An 18,280-nucleotide genomic window follows, 5' to 3' on the forward strand; every position below is an offset into this window, starting at 1 on the left:
GGCCAGCGCGCCCGCCGCGGCGAGCGCGGCCGACCCCTCGGGGGTACGCAGCGCGGCGAGCTGGTCGATGTCCACGCACCCATTCTCGCGGCCCGCCCTCCCGCCCCGTCCCGGTGGGGCGACCGGGCCGGGGCGGGGGCGATCATGGGCGGTCGGCCGCGACGCGCCGGGCGGCCGGCTGGCACTCTCCTTGACGGAGTGCTAGCCGAGGAATAACCTGCGATTAGCACTCTCACCCCGAGGGTGCCAGCTCCCGGGCCATCCGGCGCGGGCGCTGAACGCCAGGCGGACCGGCACCCGCGACGACGGCCCCGCCCGGTGGCATGTGGCAGATTGACGCTGGTCGGCGTGCCGACCGGCAACGACACCAAGTACCCCAGGAGGGTATGCCCGTGACTACCGCGACCAAGGTTGCGATCAAGCCGCTCGAGGACCGCATCGTGGTCCAGGCGAACGAGGCCGAGACCACCACCGCCTCGGGCATCGTGATCCCCGACACCGCCAAGGAGAAGCCGCAGGAGGGCACCGTCCTCGCTGTCGGCCCGGGCCGGATCGACGACAAGGGCAACCGCGTGCCGATCGACGTCAAGGTCGGCGACACCGTCCTCTACTCGAAGTACGGCGGCACCGAGGTCAAGTACGCCGGCGAGGAGTACCTGGTGCTCTCCGCCCGCGACGTCCTCGCGGTCATCGAGAAGTAAGCAACCGATCAGTGTCGTTGCCCCGGTCCGGCTCGCCGGGCCGGGGCAACGACGCTTCGAAGGGACATTCATGGCGAAGATCCTGAGCTTCTCGGACGACGCCCGGCACCTGCTCGAGCACGGTGTCAACGCCCTCGCGGACACGGTCAAGGTCACCCTCGGCCCGCGCGGGCGCAACGTCGTCCTGGACAAGAAATTCGGTGTGCCCACGATCACCAACGACGGCGTGACCATCGCCAAGGAGATCGAGCTCACCAACCCGTACGAGAACCTCGGCGCGCAGCTGGTCAAGGAGGTGGCGACCAAGACCAACGACGTCGCCGGCGACGGGACCACCACCGCGACCGTGCTGGCCCAGGCCATGGTCCGTGAGGGCCTGCGCAACGTGACCGCCGGGGCCAACCCGTCCGGTCTCAAGCGGGGCATCGACGCGGCGGCCGCCAAGGTCTCCGAGGCGCTGCTCGACCGGGCCGTCGAGGTTTCCGGCAAGGAGTCGATCGCGCACGTCGCGACGATCTCCGCGCAGGACGCCACCATCGGCGAGCTGATCGCCGAGGCGATGGAGAAGGTCGGCCGCGACGGTGTCATCACCGTCGAGGAGGGTTCGGCACTCACCACCGAGCTGGAGGTGACCGAGGGCCTGCAGTTCGACAAGGGCTTCATCTCGCCGAACTTCGTCACCGACGTGGAGTCGCAGGAGTCGGTCCTGGAGGACCCGTACATCCTCATCACCACGCAGAAGATCTCGGCGATCGAGGAGCTGCTGCCGCTGCTGGAGAAGGTCCTCCAGAACAGCAAGCCGCTGCTGATCATCGCCGAGGACGTCGAGGGCCAGGCGCTGTCGACCCTGGTGGTCAACTCGATCCGCAAGACCCTCAAGGTCTGCGCGGTGAAGGCCCCCGGCTTCGGCGACCGTCGCAAGGCGATGCTCCAGGACATGGCGATCCTGACCGGCGCCGAGCTGGTCGCCCCGGAGCTGGGCTACAAGCTCGACCAGGTCGGCCTGGAGGTGCTCGGCACCGCCCGGCGGGTCGTGGTCGACAAGGAGAACACCACCGTCGTCGACGGTGGCGGCCGGTCCTCCGAGGTCGCCGACCGGGTCGCGCAGATCCGCAAGGAGATCGAGGCCTCGGACTCCGAGTGGGACCGGGAGAAGCTGGCCGAGCGGCTGGCGAAGCTCTCCGGCGGCATCGCGGTCATCAAGGTGGGCGCGGCGACCGAGGTCGAGATGAAGGAGCGCAAGCACCGCATCGAGGACGCGATCGCCGCGACCAAGGCCGCCGTCGAGGAGGGCACGGTGCCCGGTGGTGGCGCCGCCCTGGCGCAGGTCCTGCCGGTGCTCGCCGACGACCTGGGCCTGACCGGCGACGAGAAGGTCGGTGTCTCGATCGTCCGTAAGGCGCTGGTCGAGCCGCTGCGCTGGATCGCCCAGAACGCCGGCCACGACGGCTACGTGGTGGTGCAGAAGGTCGCCGGCAAGGAGTGGGGCAACGGCCTCGACGCCGCCACCGGCCAGTACGTCGACCTGGTGAAGTCCGGCATCATCGACCCGGTGAAGGTGACCCGCAACGCGGTCACCAACGCCGCCTCGATCGCCGGCCTGCTGCTCACCACCGAGAGCCTCGTGGTGGAGAAGCCGGAGAAGGCCGAGCCGGCCGCCGCCGGTGGGCACGGCCACGGTCACGGCCACCAGCACGGCCCGGGTTTCTGACCCACGGCGTACGCCGACTCAGGGCGCACCGTCACGCGACGGTGCGCCCTGACGCGTTCCCGGGGTGCATTACGGAACGCTGACGTGGTTGGCGGTCCGGCCGATTGATCGACAACACTGGTCCGATGAGCAGCACCCCCCGCGGCCTCGCCGCGCTGGCCGGGATCACGGCCGCCGCCGTGGCCATCGGCGCCGCCGAGCCGGTCGCGGTCCTCACCGGCCCCCGGTCCGCCCCGCTGATCGCGGTCGGTGGGCTGGTCGTGGACGTCGTACCCGAGCCGTTCAAGCAGTTCGCCATCACCCTGTTCGGCACGTACGACAAGATCGCTCTGCTGGTCGGGACGGCGCTGCTGCTCGCCGCGTTCGCCGCGCTGCTGGGGCTGCTGGCGGTTCGCCGGTTGTGGGTCGGCCTGGCCGGCATCGCGGCCTTCGCCGCCCTCGGCGTGGCCGCCGCCCTGACCCGGGCCGGCGTGGACGCCGCCGACGCGCTGCCCTCGCTGGTCGGCGCGGCGCTGGGCGGGCTGGTGCTCTGGGCCTTCCTCGCCGGCCCGCTGGAGGTCGAGCCGTGGCCCTGGACCCCGCCGACGCCCCTGCCGACGGACGGCCGGGAGGCGACGGCCGGCCCGGTTCCGGCGGGCGGTCCGCCGGCCGGGTGGGAGCCGTTGGAGACCACCGACCCGGAGTCGCGGCGCCGGTTCCTGCGCGGGGTGGGCGTGCTGGCCGGCGCGGCCGCCGCGGCCGGCCTGGGCGGGCACTGGCTCGCCGGCCGCCGGGGCGTCTCGGCGGCCCGCGAGGCGGTCGCGCTGCCCACCCCGTCGGCGGTGGCCCCGGCCGTCCCGGCCGGCGCCGACCTGTCGCTGGCGCAGCTGGCCCCCTACGTCACCCCGAACAGCGGGTTCTACCGGATCGACACCGCGCTGGTGGTGCCGCAGGTGGATCCGGATACCTGGCGCCTGCGCATCCACGGGCGGGTGCGCAATCCGATCGAGCTGAGCTTCGCCGATCTGCTCGCCCGGCCGATGGTGGAGCGGTACGTCACCCTGGCCTGCGTCTCCAACGAGGTGGGCGGGGACCTGATCGGCAACGCCCGGTGGCTGGGCGTACCCATCCGGGAGTTGCTGGACGAGGCGGACCCGGAGGAGGGCGCGGACCAGGTGGTGGGGCGCTCGGTCGACGGCTGGACCTGCGGCACCCCGACGGCGGTGCTGCGGGACGGGCGGGACGCGCTGCTGGCGGTCGGAATGAACGGCGAGCCGCTGCCGGTCGAGCACGGCTTCCCGGTCCGGATGGTGGTGCCCGGCCTGTACGGCTACGTCTCCGCCTGCAAGTGGGTGACCGAGCTGGAGCTGACCAGCTTCGCCGACTTCGACGCGTACTGGGTGCCGCGGGGCTGGTCGGCGCAGGGGCCGGTCAGGACGCAGTCCCGCATCGACACGCCGCGCCCGCGGAACCGGCTCACGGCCGGCCCGGTGATGGTGGCCGGGGTGGCCTGGGCCCAGCACCGTGGGATCAGCCGGGTGGAGGTACGCGCCGACGGTGGCCCGTGGCGCGACGCGACGCTCGCCCCGACGGTGTCGGTGGACACCTGGGTGCAGTGGTCCTGGCGCTGGGACGCCACCCCCGGCGAGCACACCCTCCAGGTGCGGGCGACCGACGCCGCGGGCGAGCCGCAGATCGGGCGGGAGCAGCCGGTCGAGCCGGACGGCGCCACCGGCTGGCACACGGTGAAGGTCACCGTCCGCTGACCGGACACCCGACTGCTCTCCCGCTCGTCCCCGGGACGTCATCAGCTCCACAGCGTCTCCGACACGCTTCCCGTTCCGGGCGGAACGCACCGCAGGGCGGGAGCACGACGACGCCGCGCTCCGGTGCGGAGCGCGGCGTCGGTCGGGGTCTCTCGGCCGGGATCAGGCGACCTTGCGCTGGTCCGGCACGGCGGACTTGTGGGGGCGGCCCAGGCGGGCCTCCAGCCGGGCGACGTCGACCCGGGTCTGCCGCCGGTCGGCCAGGTCCTCCCAGCCGAGCGCGAGCAGGCGCAGCCGCTCGGACTCGCTGAAGCCGCCCCAGACGCCGTACGGCTCGCGGACGGACAGGGCGTGCGCCGCGCACTCGGCCCGGACCGGGCACGCCCGGCAGACGGCCTTGGCGCCGGACTCGCGGCGCAGCCGCGAGGAGCCACGCTCGCCGTCCGGGTGGAAGAACTGGGCGGTGTCGCGACCCCGGCAGGCGCCGAGCCGCTGCCAGTCCCACAGGTCGACGATGGGTCCGGGCAGTCTACGTACGTTCGACATCAGCACCCCTCTTCCCGCGCGGCACCGCGGAGGTCTCGTTCACATCCGGTGTCCGGGCGGCGGTCCGCGCAGGCGCACCGTTTCCGGCCCGGCGTCTCGGTACCCGACCTTTCCCCGACTCACACATGTGTGATCGAAAACGCCGGACGACTTGCGTCATATGCCCTAGATGTCGGAAAAGTTCGGAGGATTGCCGGGAACCTCCACCCCGGCACAGCCCGCCATGGTCTGCTCTCTGCGGAGAGGAGACCACCGTGCGTACCGTTCTCGTCTGCGTTCGGACACCACTCGCCGCGCAGCAGTTGACCTCGGCGGCCGCTCGGCTCGGCCTGGCCGCAGCCGTGCGGACCGCCGTCTCCGACCCCGAGGTGATGTTGCGGTTGGCCGAGCGCCCGGTCGACGTGGTGCTCGCCGACACGGCCCTCACCCGACCCGACAGCGCCGGCTTCGTCCGCCGGGTGCTGGCCCGCGCGCCGCAGGCCGCCGTGCTGCTGCTCGGTGCCGAGGAGTCCGAGGCCGCCGCCGCGACGATCAACGCCGGGGCCCGGGGGCTGATCCAGGGCACCGACCACGACCTGACCAGCGCGGTGGCCAAGGCCCTGCTGCTGCTCTCCGCCCCCGGCCGGACGACCCGGAACCGGGTCACCGACCCGGCCCGGGACACCGCCGCGGTCGGCGCGCCGCCCCGGCCCTCGGCCGGGCGTACCCCGGGCAAGCCCGGCCCGGGCTGGTCTCCCGGACCGGCCGAGGGACCCGGCGGCGGCCCGTCGGTGGTGCCGGTGCAGCGAGGCGACGACGAGGCCGAGCCGGACGCCGCCGAGCCGGACGCGCCCGCGCCCGCTGGCCGGCGTGGCGCGCCCGGCGCCCGGGGCGGGCGGAGCGCGGTCGGACTGACCGAGCGGGAGCTCCAGGTGCTGCTCGGGATGGCCGAGGGGAAGAGCAACGCCGAGATCGGGCGGGAACTGTTCGTCTCGGAGGACACCGTCAAGACGCACGCCCGACGGCTGTTCCGCAAGCTCGGCGCCCGGGATCGCGCGCACGCGGTGGCCGCCGGCTTCCGCGCCGGCCTGGTCGCCTGAGCGAGCCGCCCCGGCAGTCGGGCTCAGTCGTCGGAGGGGGACTCCTCCTCGGCGGCCTCGGTCAGCGTGTCGTGCACCCCGTCGGCGTAGCCGCGCGCGTAGTCCCAGGTGACGTAGTGGTCCGGGTCGGGGTCGTAGGCCGGCTCGTGCACCCGGGGGCGGCCGGAGCTGAGCAGGTGACGCAGGTTGCCCCGGAGCAGGTCCCAGTCGAAGTAGTGCGGCTCGCGGCAGTCCTCGCACTCGATCACCAGCCCGCGCACCCCGATCGGCGACAGCAGGGCCTGGTAGATCTCCAGGTCGGCCAGGTCCTCCAGGACGTCCTGGCGCTCGACCTCGGTCAGCGGGTCGAGCTGGTCGTCCTCCCGGGGATCGTGCAGGCCAGCAGCCGGATCGGCCGGGTCGCCGTTGAACGGGTCGATGGGCTCGTCGTGCACCCCCTCACCGTAGTCCCAACGCTCGCCGGACGCGTCCCCCCGGCCGTCCTGTGGCCCCGGCGACCCGCGGCGGCACCGCCGGGGGCGGCCCAGGTCAGTGGGTACGATGAAACGACGCGCCGTCACTCCGGCGTGCGCCGGTGCCCGCGCGCGCCACCTCGCTGAAGCCCGTCCAAGCAGCTCAGGAGAGCAATCGTGGAGAATTCGCCCAGCACTGATCTTTCCGGCGGCGCCGGCGGCGAGCCGGGTGGTCACCTGCCGGAGCTGCCGGCCGGCTCGGCGCGGGTGGTGCCGCTCGGTCTGACCTTCGACGACGTGCTGCTCCAGCCGGGCGAGTCGGACGTGGTGCCCAGCCGGGTCAACACCCGCACCCGGCTCACCCGCAACGTCGAGCTGACCGTGCCGCTGCTGTCCAGCGCGATGGACACGGTCACCGAGGCGCGGATGGCGATCGCGATGGCCCGCCAGGGCGGCATCGGCGTGCTGCACCGCAACCTCTCCCTGGACGACCAGGCGCTCCAGGTCGACCTGGTCAAGCGCTCCGAGTCCGGCATGATCACCAACCCGGTCACCGCCAGCCCGGACGACACCCTCCGCGAGGTCGACGAGCTCTGCGGCCGCTACCGCATCTCCGGCGTGCCGGTGGTCGACGGCGACGGGCAGCTGGTCGGCGTCGTCACCAACCGCGACATGCGGTTCGTCTCCGACCCGGCCACCCCGGTCCACGAGATCATGACCCGTACCCCGCTGGTCACCGCGTCGGTCGGGGTGAGCAAGGACGAGGCCCTCGACCTGCTCCGCCGGCACAAGGTGGAGAAGCTGCCGATCGTGGACGGCTCGGGCCGGCTGCGCGGGCTGATCACCGTCAAGGACTTCACCAAGAGCGAGCAGTACCCGAACGCCACCAAGGACGACGCCGGGCGGCTCCGGGTCGCCGCGGCGGTCGGCGTGGGCGACGACGCGTACAAGCGGGCCCGGACGCTGGTGGACGCCGGCGTCGACGTGCTGATCGTGGACACCGCGCACGGCCACCAGCGGGCGGTGCTGGACATGGTCCGCCAGCTCAAGAAGGACGTGAGCATCGACATCGTCGGCGGCAACGTCGCCACGTACGCCGGCGCGAAGGCGCTGGTCGACGCGGGCGCGGACGGCGTCAAGGTGGGTGTCGGCCCGGGCGCGATCTGCACCACCCGGATCGTCGCCGGGGTGGGCGTACCGCAGATCACCGCGATCATGGAGGCGGCGCGGGCCGCGCGGCCGGCCGGCGTCCCGGTGATCGGCGACGGCGGCATCCAATACTCGGGCGACATCGCCAAGGCGCTGGTCGCCGGTGCCGACACGGTGATGCTCGGCAGCCTGCTGGCCGGCTGCGAGGAGAGCCCCGGCGAGCTGATCTTCATCAACGGCAAGCAGTACAAGGCGTACCGGGGGATGGGCTCGCTCGGCGCGATGCAGTCCCGCGGCCAGGCCAAGTCCTACTCCAAGGACCGCTACTTCCAGCAGGACGTGCTCGCCGAGGACAAGCTCGTCCCCGAGGGCGTCGAGGGCCAGGTGCCCTACCGCGGGCCGCTGTCCGCCGTCGCCCACCAGCTCATCGGTGGGCTGCGCGCCGCGATGGGGTACGTCGGCGCGGAGAGCATCCCCGAGCTGCACCGCCGCGGTCAGCTCATCCGGATCACGGCGGCCGGGCTCAAGGAGAGCCACCCGCACGACATCCAGATGACCGTCGAGGCGCCCAACTACCACTCCCGCTGACCATCCCCTGCGACAACTGGAGTCCCCATGCGTGACGTGGTCGAGATCGGGCTGGGCAAGACCGCGCAGCGCGGTTACCACCTGGACGACATCGCCATCGTGCCGAGCCGCCGCACCCGGGACGTCGACGACGTCTCCACCGGCTGGCAGCTCGACGCGTACCAGTTCGGCATCCCCTGCGTCGGGCACCCGTCGGACGCGACGATGAGCCCGGCCACCGCCGTGCGGCTCGGCCAGCTCGGCGGGCTCGGCGTGCTCAACGTCGAGGGCCTGTGGACCCGGTACGAGAACCCGGCCAAGGTCCTGGAGGAGCTGGCCGGCCTCGGCGAGGACGCCCGGGCGACCAAGCGGCTCCAGGAGGTCTACGCCGAGCCGATCCGCCCGGACCTGATCGCCGAGCGGGTGCGCGAGCTGCGCGCGGGCGGCGGCACGGTGGCCGTCCGGGTCTCCCCGCAGCACACCCTGGCACTGGCGCCGGTGATCCTCGACGCCGGCGTCGACATCCTGGTCATCCAGGGCACCATCGTCTCGGCCGAGCACGTCTCGACCACCGACGAGCCGCTGAACCTCAAGGAGTTCATCGCCGACCTCGACCTGCCGGTCGTGGTGGGCGGCTGCACCGACTACAAGACGGCGCTGCACCTGATGCGCACCGGCGCGGCCGGCGTGATCGTCGGCATCGGCGGCGACGACTGGTCCACCACCGAGTCGGTGCTGGGCATCCGGGTGCCGATGGCCACCGCGATCGCCGACGCCGCCGCGGCCCGCCGCGACTACCTGGACGAGACCGGCGGCCGGTACGTGCACCTGATCGCCGACGGCGACATCCAGACCTCCGGCGACATCGCCAAGGCGCTGGGTTGCGGCGCGGACGCGGTGATGCTCGGCGAGCCGCTGTCGCTCTGCGAGGAGGCGCCGGCCGGTGGCGCCTGGTGGCACTCGGCCGCCAGCCACCCGTCGCTGCCGCGGGGCGCGTTCGAGGTCGCCGGCGAGCCGATCGGCTCGATGGAGCAGCTGCTCTTCGGCCCGGCCGACGAGCCGGACGGCCAGCTCAACCTCTTCGGCGGGCTGCGCCGGGCGATGGCCAAGTGCGGCTACCGCGACCTGAAGGAGTTCCAGAAGGTCGGCCTGGTCCTGGACCGCTGACCCGGACAAAACCACCCGACGCACCGGTCGTGCCGATTAGGCTCGGCCGGTGCGTCGTACCCGGCTGAGGACCACCGTCGCCGTCGTCCTGGCGGCGACGACCGTCGTGGGCGCCGGATGCACGTCCCACCGGCGCGACCCGGGCGCGTTCCGGCCCGGCGCCGCCGACGCCGGTGACCCGTACGTCCCGGGCCGCGGCAACGGCGGCTACGACGTCTCCGGGTACCGGCTGCGGGTGCGGTACGACCCGGCGGCCGACCGGCTGACCGGCCACGCGACCGTCACCGCCACCGCCACCGCCGCGCTCTCCCGGTTCAACCTGGACCTGATCGGGCTGGACGTCTCCCGGGTGACCGTCTCCGGGGCGGCGGCCCGGCACCGCCGCGACGGCGACGAGCTGGTGGTCACGCCGCCACGCGGGCTGCCGCGCGGCACCGGGTTCACCGTCGAGGTCGAGTACGCCGGGGTGCCGACCGCCGTCCCCGACGGCGAGCTGGGCAGCGGCGGATTCCTGCACACCGCCGACGGGGCGATCGCGCTGGGCCAGCCCGAGTCGGCGGCCACCTGGTTCCCGGTCAACGACCACCCGTCCGACAAGGCCACCTACGACATCGAGGTGGCGGTCCCCGACGGGCTGGCCGCGCTGAGCAACGGGGTGCCGGGGGAGCGCACCAGCGCCGGCGGCTGGACCACCTGGCGGTGGGCCGAGCGGGCGCCGATGGCCAGCTACCTGACCACCCTCGTGATCGGCGACTACCGGGTCGAGACCGGCACGCACGCCGGCAAGCCGATGGTCACGGCGGTGCCGGCGAGCCTGCCGGCGACCGGCCCGGAGGCCACCTCCCTGGCCCGCACCGGCGAGATCGCGGACTTCCTCGCCAGCCGGTTCGGGCCGTACCCGTTCGACTCCTACGGCGGCATCGCGGTCACCGACAGCCGGATCGGGTACGCGCTGGAGACCCAGTCCCGCCCGGTCTACGGGCCGGGCTTCTTCCGGGGCGGCCGGCCGAACCCGTCGGTGGTGGCCCACGAGCTGGCCCACCAGTGGTTCGGCGACAGCGTCTCGCTGGCGAGGTGGCAGGACATCTGGCTCAACGAGGGCTTCGCCACGTACGCGGAATGGCTCTGGGCGGAGCACGACGGTGGCCGGACCGCGCAGCAGGCCTTCGAGCTGCGGTACGCCGTCACCGACTGGTCCCAGCCGGCCGTGGACCCCGGCCGGGCGGCGATGTTCGGCGACGGGGTCTACCAGCGGGGTGCCCTCGCGGTGCACGCGCTGCGCCGGACCGTCGGCGACGAGACCTTCTTCCGCCTCCTGAGCGGCTGGACCGGAGAGCGGCGCGACGGCACCGCGAGCACCGCCGACTTCGTCGCGTACGCCGAGCGGGTCGCCGGCCGCCCGCTGCGCCCGCTCCTCGACGCCTGGCTGGTCGGCGGCGTCGCTCCCGCCCTGCCGTGACCCGCCGGTGACCGCCGCTCGTTAGGCTGCCGCGGACGGCACGGGAGGTGGCGGGTGGCCATGGCACGGATGCGGCGGGGTGTCGGTCTGGTGACGGTGGCGGTCCTCGGGCTCGCCGGCTGCGGGTCCGACCCGGAGCTGGAGCGGACGCCGGCCACGGCGTCGGCCCCGACGGCCGGGCGGCAGTTCGCGCCGGGCGCCGCCGGTGTCGGCGACGCCTACTTCCCGAGCTACGGCAACGGCGGGTACGACGTCGGTCGGTACACGGTCACGGTCCGCTACGACCCGGCGACCGACCGGCTCACCGGCACCACCACCGTGCAGGCCACCGCCACCACCGACCTGTCCGCGTTCCACCTGGACCTGGCCGGGCTGACCGTGCGGAAGGTGACCGTGGACGGCGTACCGGCCCGGCACGCGCGCGAGGCCGACGAGCTGATCGTCACCCCGGCCGCCGGCCTCACCTCCGGCAACGGCTTCACCGCCGAGATCAGTTACGAGGGCAGGCCGGAGCCGCTGCGCAACGAGGTGCTCGGCGAGAGCGGCTGGCTGCACACCGGCGACGGCGCGATCGCCCTCGGCCAGCCGGAGTCGGCGAGCACCTGGTTCCCGGTCAACGACCACCCCTCGGACAAGGCGACCTACGAGGTCGAGATCACCGTCCCGAAGGGGCTGACCGCGGTCAGCAACGGGGTGCCGAAGGGGCGGTCGGACCGGGGCGGCTGGACCACCCGGAAGTGGTCCGAGGCCGCCCCGATGGCCAGCTACCTGAGCACGGTGGTGATCGGGGAGTACCGGGTCGAGACCGGCGAGCACAGGGGACGGCCGGTGTTCAGCGCGGTCAGCACCAAGCTGGGCAAGGGGGCCGCCGACGCGTCGATGGCCCGCACCACGGAGGTCGCCGACTACCTGGAGAGCGTCTTCGGGCCGTACCCGTTCGCCGCGTACGGCGGGGTGGTGGTCGCCGACGACCGCATCCGGTACGCGCTGGAGACGCAGAGCCGCCCGGTCTACGGGTCGGGCTTCTTCCGGGGCGGCGAGAACACCGGCGTGGTCGCCCACGAACTGGCCCACCAGTGGTTCGGCAACAGCGTCTCGGTGGCGAAGTGGCAGGACATCTGGCTCAACGAGGGGCTGGCCACGTACGCCGAGTGGCTCTGGGCCGAGCACGGGGGCAACGGCACCGCCCAGGCGGCCTTCGACCGGCGGTACGCCGGTTCGTCCAGCCGCCTCTGGCAGACGCCGCCGGGCGAGCCGGGCCGGGAGAACCTGTTCAGCGAGTCGGTCTACCAACGGGGCGGGATGACCGTGCACGCGCTGCGAATGGCGGTCGGCGACCCGGTGTTCTTCAAGATCCTCAAGACCTGGGCGGCGGAGAAGCGCAACGGCAACGCCACCACCGCCGAGTTCGTCGCGCTGGCCGAGCGGGTCTCCGGCAAGCAGTTGGACAAGCTCTTCGACGCCTGGCTGCACGGTACCGACCGGCCGCCGGCCCCGGAGCGCCGCTAGTTCTTCACCCGCAGCTCGGGGTGGGCGGCGAGGAACGGCTCGGCGTCGCCGGCCTTGAGCGCGGTGAGGAACTCCCGGCCGACCGGCTTGAGCTCCTCACCCCGGTAGGCGCTGCCCTTGCCCACCCCGCTGCCGGGGAGCGCGACCAGGGTGAACCGGTCGACGCCCAGCCCGCCGAGGGCGTACGCGAGGTCGACGATGCGCGGGCCGCCGGCGTAGATCAGGGTGTCGCCGAGCACGTCGACCACCTGCTGGACCCGGTCCGGCCGCCGGGCCAGGTCCTCGTCGAGGATCTTGGTGGCCAGCGCCCGGAGCAGTTGCTGCTGGTGACGCTGCCGGGCGTAGTCGCCGCCGGGGATGTAGCGCTGCCGGGCGTAGTCCAGCGCCTGCCAGCCGTTGAGGTGCCGCTGGCCCTTCTCGTAGACCATCTGCGGCCCGATGTAGCCGCCGCCGGAGGGCGCCGGGTCGCGGTGCCTGCCGTCCGGCCTGCGGTGCAGGGAGGCCACCCGCTGGTCGACGTGGATGTCCACCCCGCCCAGGGTGTCCACCAGCTTGTCGAAGCCGTTGAAGGTGATCACGGCGCCGGCGTCGATCCGCAGCCCGGTGTAGCCGCTGACCGTGCTGCGCAGCAGCTCGTACCCCTGGGCGGCGCTGGGCTGCTTCGGCTTGTCCGGCACCCGGCTGCCGTAGCTCATCGCGTGGGTGAGCTTGGTCTTCCCGCCCCGGTAGCCCGACTTCGGGAAGGCCGGGATGTCCACCAGCAGGTCGCGGGGGAGGGAGAAGAGGTACGCGCGGTCCAGCCCCGCCGGTACGTGCAGCACCAGCACCGAGTCACCGTGCGGCTCCCAGCCGGGGACGCTGACCCGGGTGTCCACCCCGACCAGCAGCAGGTTGAGCGGCCCGGTGATGCCGGCCCCGGGCGGGGTGGTCGGGCTGGGCTCGGCCGCGACGCTCGGCGTGGCGGTGGCCGTGGCGGTGGCCGTCCCCGGTCGGGGCTCCGGCCGTTCGTCGGCGACCAGCCGGCTGACCACCAGGGCGCCCGCGACGACCAGGACGACCGCGGCGAGGGCGGCCAGCAGCAGTACCCGGCGTGGGCGCCGCGCCCCTGTCTTGTGAGCCATGGCTCCGCCCCTCGTGATGGAAACGCTCCGACGGGGGTCCCGAGTTGCGGGCGCGGCCTGACGGATCGGCTGACCCGAGCATGATCGCGCGAAAACTGCCGCTGGCGCGATGGCTACTCAGCGGTAATGATGCGTCCATGCGGTACGACGTGGTCGTCATCGGGTCCGGTTTCGGCGGCAGCGTCAGCGCGCTCCGGCTGGCCGAGAAGGGCTACACCGTCGGCGTGCTGGAGGCCGGCCGCCGGTTCGCCGACGACGAGTTCCCGCAGACCTCCTGGCGGGCCCGGCGCTTCCTCTGGGCGCCCCGGCTCGGCTGCTACGGCCTGCAACGGATAACCCTGCTCCGCTCGGCCGACCGGAAGGCCGGCGGCGGGGTCATGGTGCTCTCCGGGGCCGGGGTGGGCGGCGGATCCCTGGTCTACGCCAACGCCCTCTACGAGCCGCTGGACGCCTTCTACGACGACCCGCAGTGGCGGGGCGTCACCGACTGGCGCGACGAGCTGGCCCGCCACTACGACCAGGCGAAGCGGATGCTCGGCGTCACCACGTACCCGGTCGACACCGGCGCGGACCGGGTGATGCGCCGGGTCGCCGAGCGGATGGGGGTGGGGCACACCTTCCACGCCACCCCGGTGGGCGTGCACATCGGCCGCCCCGGGCAGCGGGTGCCCGACCCGTACTTCGGCGGCGTCGGCCCCGGGCGTACCGGCTGCACGCACTGCGGCTCGTGCCTGACCGGCTGCCGCCTCGGGGCGAAGAACACGCTGGTCAAGAACTACCTCTGGCTGGCCGAGCGGCTCGGCGTCGACGTCCACCCGCTGACCACGGTGACCGCCGTCCGGCCGGCCCCCGGTGGCGGGTACGAGGTGCACACCGAGCGGACCGGCGCCTGGCTGCGCAAGCGGCGGCAGGTGGTCCACGCCGACCAGGTGGTCCTCGCCGCCGGGGCGCTGGGCACCCAGCGGCTGCTGCACGAGATGAAGGCGACCGGTGCGCTGCCCGGCCTGTCCCCCCGCCTCGGGGAGCTGACCCGGACCAACTCGGAGGCCATCCTCGGTGCCTCGGTGCCCCGCCGGCGGGCCCGCGCGCAGCGGTTGGACCTCACCGAGGGGGTGGCGATCACCAGCTCGTTCCACCCGGATCCGCAGACCCACATCGAGCCGGTCCGCTACGGCCGGGGCTCGAACGCGATGGGGCTGCTCCAGTCGCTGCTGGTCGACGGCGGGCCGCGCCGGGTCCGGCGCTGGCTGGGCAGCCTGGTCCGGCAGCCCGGCACCGCCGCCCGGATGTTGTCGGTGCGCGGCTGGTCGGAGCGTACGGTGATCGCCCTGGTCATGCAGTCGGTCGACAACTCGCTGACCACCCGGTTCCGGCGCGGCCCGTTCGGCCGGCGGCTGGTCTGCGGCCCGGGCCACGGCGCGCCCAACCCGACCTGGATCCCGGCCGGCAACCACGCGGTCCGGCTGCTCGCCCAGGAGATCGGCGGTACGCCGGGCGGCGCGCTGACCGAGCCGTTCAACATCCCGATGACCGCGCACATCCTGGGCGGGGCGGTGATCGGGGCGTCCCCGGCCGACGGGGTGGTCGACCCGTGGCACCGGGTGTACGGCCACCCGGGGCTGCACGTGGTGGACGGCGCGGCGGTCTCGGCCAACCTCGGCGTGAACCCGTCGCTGACGATCACCGCCCAGGCGGAGCGGGCGATGTCCTTCTGGCCGAACAGGGGTGGGGACGATCCCCGCCCGCCGCTCGGCGAGGCGTACCAGCGGGTGCCGCCCGTACCCCCGAACCACCCGGCGGTCCCGGCGGACGCCCCCGCCGCGCTGCGACCCTGATCCCCCACCCCCACCCCGGCGATCTTGCAGTTTCGGCCCTCTTCATGCGACGTATGTGACTTTTGTCCGGGCGGAAAGTGCAAGATCGCGGGAAGAGGGGTGGTGCTGGGCGGGGTGTGGCCGGAGCGGGGGTGCCGGTCGGTAGGCTTTCTGCACATGAGCACGCCTCGCCCCGTCCTCGTGGTGGACTTCGGAGCCCAGTACGCCCAGCTCATCGCGCGCCGGGTGCGCGAGGCCAAGGTCTACTCGGAGATCGTCCCGCATTCGATGCCGGTCGCCGAGATGCTGGCGAAGGATCCGGCCGCGATCATCCTGTCCGGCGGCCCGTCCAGCGTCTACGCGCCCGACGCCCCGCAGATCGACGCCGGGATGTTCGACGCCGGGGTGCCGGTCTTCGGCATCTGCTACGGCTTCCAGGCGATGGCCCAGGCGCTCGGCGGCACGGTCGCGAAGACCGGCAACCGCGAGTACGGCGGCACCCCGTTGCGCCCCCGCCTCCTCGCCCCCGGCGTGCTGCTGCGTGACCTGCCGGCGGACCTGCCGGTCTGGATGAGCCACGGTGACTGCGTGACCGAGGCCCCCGAGGGCTTCACGGTGACCGCCGAGTCGGCGGGCGCCCCGGTCGCCGCCTTCGAGGACGTGACGGGTCGCCGGGCCGGCGTGCAGTTCCACCCGGAGGTCGGGCACACCGCGCACGGCCAGGAGATGCTGACTCGCTTCCTGTACGACATCGCCGGCATCGCACCGACCTGGACGCCCGAGAACATCATCGACGACCAGGTCGTCCGGATCCGCGAGCAGGTCGGCGACAAGGAGGTCATCTGCGGCCTGAGTGGCGGCGTGGACTCGGCGGTCGCCGCCGCGCTGGTGCACAAGGCGGTCGGTGACCAGCTCACCTGCGTCTTCGTCGACCACGGCCTGCTGCGCGCCGGTGAGGCCGAGCAGGTGGAGAAGGACTACGTCGCGGCGACCGGCATCAAGCTGAAGGTGGTCGACGCGCAGGAGCGGTTCCTCGGCGCGCTGGCGGGGGTCACCGACCCGGAGCAGAAGCGCAAGATCATCGGCCGGGAGTTCATCCGGGTCTTCGAGGCCGCCGCCCGCGAGATCGCCTCCCACGGCGACGTCGAGTTCCTGGTGCAGGGCACCCTCTACCCCGACGTGGTGGAGTCCGGTGGCGGCACCGGCACCGCCAACATCAAGAGCCACCACAACGTCGGCGGCCTGCCGGAGGACCTGAAGTTCGCCCTGGTCGAGCCGCTGCGCACGCTCTTCAAGGACGAGGTCCGGGCGCTCGGGCTGGAGCTGGGCCTGCCCGAGGCGATGGTCTGGCGGCACCCGTTCCCGGGTCCGGGCCTGGCCATCCGGATCATCGGCGCGGTCGACCGGGAGCGGCTGGATCTGCTCCGCAAGGCCGACCTGATCGCCCGGGAGGAGCTGACCGCCGCCGGCCTGGACCGGGGCGTCTGGCAGTTCCCGGTGGTGCTCCTGGCCGACGTGCGCAGCGTCGGTGTGCAGGGTGACGGGCGCAGCTACGGGCATCCCGTGGTGCTGCGCCCGGTCTCCAGCGAGGACGCGATGACCGCCGACTGGTCCCGGCTGCCCTACGAGGTGGTCGCCCGGATCTCCACCCGTATCACCAACGAGGTCGCCGAGGTCAACCGGGTGGTCCTGGACGTGACCAGCAAGCCGCCGGGCACCATCGAGTGGGAGTGAGCCGGCCGGCTCACGCGGTCGGCGGCGCGGCCGCCGGCCGGGACTCCGGCTCCGGCCGCGGGGCCGGGACCGGCTCGGTCTGACCGGGCTGCCCGGTCGCGGTCGGCCACGCGTACGGGGCCGGCTGCGGCGCCGGGGTCGGCCAGGTCGCCGGACCGGCCTGCGGCGCGGCACCCGCCGGGTGCGGCCAGGCGGGCGCGCCCGCCGGCTCCTCCGGCATCAGGAACCACATGATCGGGTACGCCAGCGCGGCGACTCCACCGGTGAGCAGGGTCGCCACGGCGAAGACCACCCGGACCAGGGTGGGGTCGACGGCGAAGTAGCGGCCGAGGCCGCTGGCGACGCCGGCCACCATCCGGTCGGTGGTGGGTCGGCGGAGCTGCTTGTACGGGGCCTGGGGTGAGTTCGTCGAGGTCATGTCTCCACCCTCCGCGCGGGGTGGCCGGGCGACCTCGGTGACCGCCCGGATCCCTACCCTGACCGATCCCTGACGTGCCAGTCCTGAGTCAGGAATCTGACTCTTTTCGATACAGGTAACCGTGGGCGGGGAGAATTTGGCTCCGTGACCACCTTGCTGGAGCCGCTCCGCAGGATCGCGGCATACGCAGTCTGTGCTGATTCAGTCGACCGAGTGTTGCTGGTCCGCGCGTCGGAGCGCTCCGGCACCCCCGGCGTGTGGTCCCTGCCCGGCGGGGCGGTCGACCACGGCGAGGACCCGAAGCACACCGTCGTCCGGGAGACCGCCGCCGAGACCGGGCTCTCGGTCGCCGTCTCCGGGTTGGCGGACGTCCTCGCCGACATGCGGGCCCTGCCCGAGCGGGGCATCACCATCCACACCGACCGCCTGCTCTACCGGGTCTCGGTGCGCGGCGGCACGCTGACCGACCGGATGGAGCGCCCCACCGACCTGGCCCGCTGGTACACCCTCGACGAGGCCCGTGAGCTGCCGCTGCGCTCGTTCACCGCGCGCGCCCTCGGCCTGCCCGCCTCCTCCGCCGACCTCGTCCCGGACGAGCCGCCGGAGTTCCCCTCCTTCTACGCCGTCCCGGGCCCGGACGGCCTGCACCGGGCGCAGCGCTTCGCCGCGTACGCGGTGGTGACCGACCCCGACGACCGGGTGCTGCTGACCCGGGTCTCCGACGGGTACCCGGGGGCCGGCTGCTGGCACCTTCCCGGCGGCGGCACGGACTACGGCGAGCAGCCCGGTGCCGCGCTGATCCGGGAGCTGGTGGAGGAGACCGGCCAGACCGGCCGCCTGGTCGAGTTGCTCGGCGTGGCGAGCCACCGGGACGCCGCCTCGCTCGGCCCGGAGGGCTATCCGATCGACTGGCACGGGGTGCGCGCCTTCTATCGGGTGGTGGTCGACAAGCCGGCCCCGCCGACCGTCGCCGACGTCGGCGGTTCCACCTGTGAGGCCCGCTGGTTCGCCCGCGAGGAGCTGGGCGCCCTCCCCACCGACCGCCTCACCGAGGTCACCGCCGAAGCCGTCCAGGCCGCCCGCCTGACCTGACCCCGCCCGGCCCTCC

At 73.5% G+C, this 18,280-nt stretch carries 15 protein-coding genes and 1 pseudogene; 12 read left to right on the top strand and 4 right to left on the bottom strand.

Annotation, left to right across the window (positions count from 1 at the left end; genetic code table 11):
• From AB0I41_RS26870 to AB0I41_RS26885, 4 genes and pseudogenes are all read left to right on the top strand, one after another.
• Window positions 1-205, top strand: a pseudogene (locus AB0I41_RS26870) (hypothetical protein); the annotation flags it as partial.
• 181 nt (window positions 206-386) lie between these two features.
• Window positions 387-701: a co-chaperone GroES gene (groES, locus tag AB0I41_RS26875; protein ID WP_018222648.1), complete on the top strand. Its 315-nt coding sequence runs from the start codon at window positions 387-389 to the stop codon at window positions 699-701.
• A gap of 70 nt (window positions 702-771) precedes the next feature.
• Window positions 772-2,412, top strand: a complete 1,641-nt coding sequence (groL, locus tag AB0I41_RS26880) for a chaperonin GroEL (RefSeq protein WP_357113024.1) — start codon at window positions 772-774, stop codon at window positions 2,410-2,412.
• A gap of 125 nt (window positions 2,413-2,537) precedes the next feature.
• Window positions 2,538-4,157 carry a molybdopterin-dependent oxidoreductase gene (locus AB0I41_RS26885; RefSeq protein WP_357113027.1) on the top strand — a complete coding sequence of 540 codons (1,620 nt, stop codon included), beginning with the start codon at window positions 2,538-2,540 and terminating at the stop codon, window positions 4,155-4,157.
• 162 nt (window positions 4,158-4,319) lie between these two features.
• Here the strand turns inward: AB0I41_RS26885 and AB0I41_RS26890 are convergent, their stop codons facing one another.
• On the bottom strand, window positions 4,320-4,703 hold the full coding sequence (locus tag AB0I41_RS26890; protein WP_357113030.1) for a WhiB family transcriptional regulator: 384 nt from the start codon (window positions 4,701-4,703) through the stop codon (window positions 4,320-4,322).
• 254 nt (window positions 4,704-4,957) lie between these two features.
• On the opposite strand from AB0I41_RS26890, the gene AB0I41_RS26895 reads away from it, so the two are divergent.
• Window positions 4,958-5,782, top strand: coding sequence for a helix-turn-helix transcriptional regulator (locus AB0I41_RS26895; RefSeq protein ID WP_357113033.1), 825 nt, complete (start codon window positions 4,958-4,960; stop codon window positions 5,780-5,782).
• A gap of 23 nt (window positions 5,783-5,805) precedes the next feature.
• Here AB0I41_RS26895 and AB0I41_RS26900 read toward each other — a convergent pair whose 3' ends face one another.
• Complete coding sequence (locus AB0I41_RS26900) at window positions 5,806-6,216, bottom strand: DUF5319 domain-containing protein (protein WP_334569265.1); 411 nt, start codon at window positions 6,214-6,216, stop codon at window positions 5,806-5,808.
• 195 nt (window positions 6,217-6,411) lie between these two features.
• Here AB0I41_RS26900 and guaB point away from each other — a divergent pair, with 195 nt between their 5' ends.
• Genes guaB through AB0I41_RS26920 form a run of 4 tightly spaced genes read left to right on the top strand, consistent with a single transcriptional unit; the run spans window position 6,412 to window position 12,085 of the window.
• Window positions 6,412-7,971: an IMP dehydrogenase gene (gene guaB, locus AB0I41_RS26905; RefSeq protein WP_357113037.1), complete on the top strand. Its 1,560-nt coding sequence runs from the start codon at window positions 6,412-6,414 to the stop codon at window positions 7,969-7,971.
• A gap of 27 nt (window positions 7,972-7,998) precedes the next feature.
• Entirely contained in the window at window positions 7,999-9,117 is a 1,119-nt protein-coding gene (locus AB0I41_RS26910; RefSeq protein ID WP_357113041.1) for a GuaB3 family IMP dehydrogenase-related protein, read from the top strand.
• 49 nt (window positions 9,118-9,166) lie between these two features.
• Complete coding sequence (locus tag AB0I41_RS26915; protein WP_357113044.1) at window positions 9,167-10,576, top strand: M1 family metallopeptidase; 1,410 nt, start codon at window positions 9,167-9,169, stop codon at window positions 10,574-10,576.
• 60 nt (window positions 10,577-10,636) lie between these two features.
• A complete protein-coding gene (locus AB0I41_RS26920; protein WP_357113047.1) occupies window positions 10,637-12,085 on the top strand; it encodes a M1 family metallopeptidase in 1,449 nt (482 codons plus the stop codon).
• On the opposite strand, the gene AB0I41_RS26925 is transcribed toward AB0I41_RS26920, so the two are convergent.
• Complete coding sequence (locus tag AB0I41_RS26925; RefSeq protein ID WP_357113050.1) at window positions 12,082-13,206, bottom strand: LCP family protein; 1,125 nt, start codon at window positions 13,204-13,206, stop codon at window positions 12,082-12,084. The two genes, AB0I41_RS26920 and AB0I41_RS26925, sit on opposite strands and share 4 nt — an antisense overlap.
• 137 nt (window positions 13,207-13,343) lie before the next feature.
• On the opposite strand from AB0I41_RS26925, the gene AB0I41_RS26930 reads away from it, so the two are divergent.
• Both AB0I41_RS26930 and guaA read left to right on the top strand, forming a co-directional pair.
• Complete coding sequence (locus tag AB0I41_RS26930; RefSeq protein WP_357113054.1) at window positions 13,344-15,041, top strand: GMC family oxidoreductase; 1,698 nt, start codon at window positions 13,344-13,346, stop codon at window positions 15,039-15,041.
• A 156-nt stretch (window positions 15,042-15,197) separates the two neighbouring features.
• On the top strand, window positions 15,198-16,754 hold the full coding sequence (gene guaA, locus AB0I41_RS26935) for a glutamine-hydrolyzing GMP synthase (RefSeq protein WP_357113057.1): 1,557 nt from the start codon (window positions 15,198-15,200) through the stop codon (window positions 16,752-16,754).
• A 10-nt stretch (window positions 16,755-16,764) separates the two neighbouring features.
• Here the strand turns inward: guaA and AB0I41_RS26940 are convergent, their stop codons facing one another.
• Window positions 16,765-17,172 (bottom strand): PspC domain-containing protein, encoded by a 408-nt coding sequence (locus AB0I41_RS26940; RefSeq protein ID WP_357113060.1) that lies wholly within the window; start codon window positions 17,170-17,172, stop codon window positions 16,765-16,767.
• A gap of 144 nt (window positions 17,173-17,316) precedes the next feature.
• On the opposite strand from AB0I41_RS26940, the gene AB0I41_RS26945 reads away from it, so the two are divergent.
• Window positions 17,317-18,264 (top strand): NUDIX hydrolase, encoded by a 948-nt coding sequence (locus AB0I41_RS26945; RefSeq protein WP_357113063.1) that lies wholly within the window; start codon window positions 17,317-17,319, stop codon window positions 18,262-18,264.
• Window positions 18,265-18,280: the final 16 nt, after the last annotated feature.

Origin of the sequence: Micromonospora sp. NPDC050200, assembly GCF_040656135.1 — a bacterium.
Lineage (GTDB): Bacteria > Actinomycetota > Actinomycetes > Mycobacteriales > Micromonosporaceae > Micromonospora.

Coding starts and splice junctions, on each gene's coding strand:
- groES (WP_018222648.1), top strand. CDS start 387: ATGCCCGTGACTACCGCGACCAAGGTTGCGATCAAGCCGCTCGAGGAC.
- groL (WP_357113024.1), top strand. CDS start 772: ATGGCGAAGATCCTGAGCTTCTCGGACGACGCCCGGCACCTGCTCGAG.
- AB0I41_RS26885 (WP_357113027.1), top strand. CDS start 2,538: ATGAGCAGCACCCCCCGCGGCCTCGCCGCGCTGGCCGGGATCACGGCC.
- AB0I41_RS26890 (WP_357113030.1), bottom strand. CDS start 4,703: ATGTCGAACGTACGTAGACTGCCCGGACCCATCGTCGACCTGTGGGAC.
- AB0I41_RS26910 (WP_357113041.1), top strand. CDS start 7,999: ATGCGTGACGTGGTCGAGATCGGGCTGGGCAAGACCGCGCAGCGCGGT.
- AB0I41_RS26920 (WP_357113047.1), top strand. CDS start 10,637: ATGGCACGGATGCGGCGGGGTGTCGGTCTGGTGACGGTGGCGGTCCTC.
- AB0I41_RS26925 (WP_357113050.1), bottom strand. CDS start 13,206: ATGGCTCACAAGACAGGGGCGCGGCGCCCACGCCGGGTACTGCTGCTG.
- AB0I41_RS26930 (WP_357113054.1), top strand. CDS start 13,344: ATGCGGTACGACGTGGTCGTCATCGGGTCCGGTTTCGGCGGCAGCGTC.
- guaA (WP_357113057.1), top strand. CDS start 15,198: ATGAGCACGCCTCGCCCCGTCCTCGTGGTGGACTTCGGAGCCCAGTAC.
- AB0I41_RS26940 (WP_357113060.1), bottom strand. CDS start 17,172: ATGACCTCGACGAACTCACCCCAGGCCCCGTACAAGCAGCTCCGCCGA.